1 pseudogene is annotated in these 1,004 nt (G+C 57.1%); it reads right to left on the bottom strand.

Features of this window, described 5'->3' with window-relative positions:
• Window positions 1-110, bottom strand: a pseudogene (locus tag HV744_RS37935) (DNA-binding response regulator); the annotation flags it as partial.
• Window positions 111-1,004: the final 894 nt, after the last annotated feature.

Here is a 1,004-nt window from a genome sequence, read left to right as displayed (position 1 = left end):
ATGTTCGAAAAGAACAGCGCCGCCAGCCGGTACTGTGTTCCGGACAACGGAACCGGCTGACCGCGCAACATGACAATCTGGCGGCGAGTATCGAAATGTAAGTCGCCGAGCGAACGAATAAAACTCAAAAAAATCATTCATTTGCGAGCATTTTCTCGCATCGGCTCAGGTTCAGAAATCGGCCGACACGTCCTAATAAAATCAAATAGTTACCGAGGGGTTTTGAACACGGCTCCATCTAAAACCATGGTCGAACGAAGTCGGTAGTTGTCATCGGGGTCGCGCTCTCGCGCTGAGAGACCTATCCGACGACGAACTTCCGGTGTCGACCCTGTATAGATAGTCCGTCCCGCTTTCATCGCGATACTGGTAGGACGGCAGCTCGCTGCCAGTGAAAGCGGGACATGCACCCGTGGACTACGAATAAGTCGACCCAATCGCTGGACGATCGCTGCTTTAGCTTCGAGTCTACGAGTGCGCTTGCGCTCGATAACGAATACTCAGGGTTCGCCGTCGCACCGGCTCGCTATATTGCCTTCGCTGAACGCAAGCATGCATGTCCCTACCGGGTAATTTATCACTTGCGGAGGTTCACATGGCGCCTCTATCGAACCACCAGTTCAAGGCTTTTGTCGGCATCGACTGGGCCGATACCAAACATGACATCTGCCTGCAGCACACGCGCCGCGCAGGCCGCGCGTCGTATCGAACCAGTTGCGCCGGAGGCGAATCAGATCGCGGTGCAGATCGACGAGTCCCGGATATGCGTCGCAACGCGACCAGTCGAGCGGTTCGTCTTCGCGGAATGCGCCCGCGCTCAGGAACTCATGTCCCTGGAACAACATAGGCGTGGCCGGTGCGGTCATCACGAGCGCGGCGCCCAGCGTCGTGCGCCTGAGCGAGCGGGTTGGCACCATCGTCAGGCTGAACTCGAAAACAGCCTCGATTGCCGTGACAGACTCCGAAGGACACTGGCGCGTTTCCTACGGTCTGCTTCGGCGTAT

Origin of the sequence: Paraburkholderia ultramafica, from assembly GCF_902859915.1 — a bacterium.
Lineage (GTDB): Bacteria > Pseudomonadota > Gammaproteobacteria > Burkholderiales > Burkholderiaceae > Paraburkholderia > Paraburkholderia ultramafica.
Note: the sequence above shows the minus strand (reverse complement) of the source record. Positions and strands in the feature narration are given on the sequence as shown.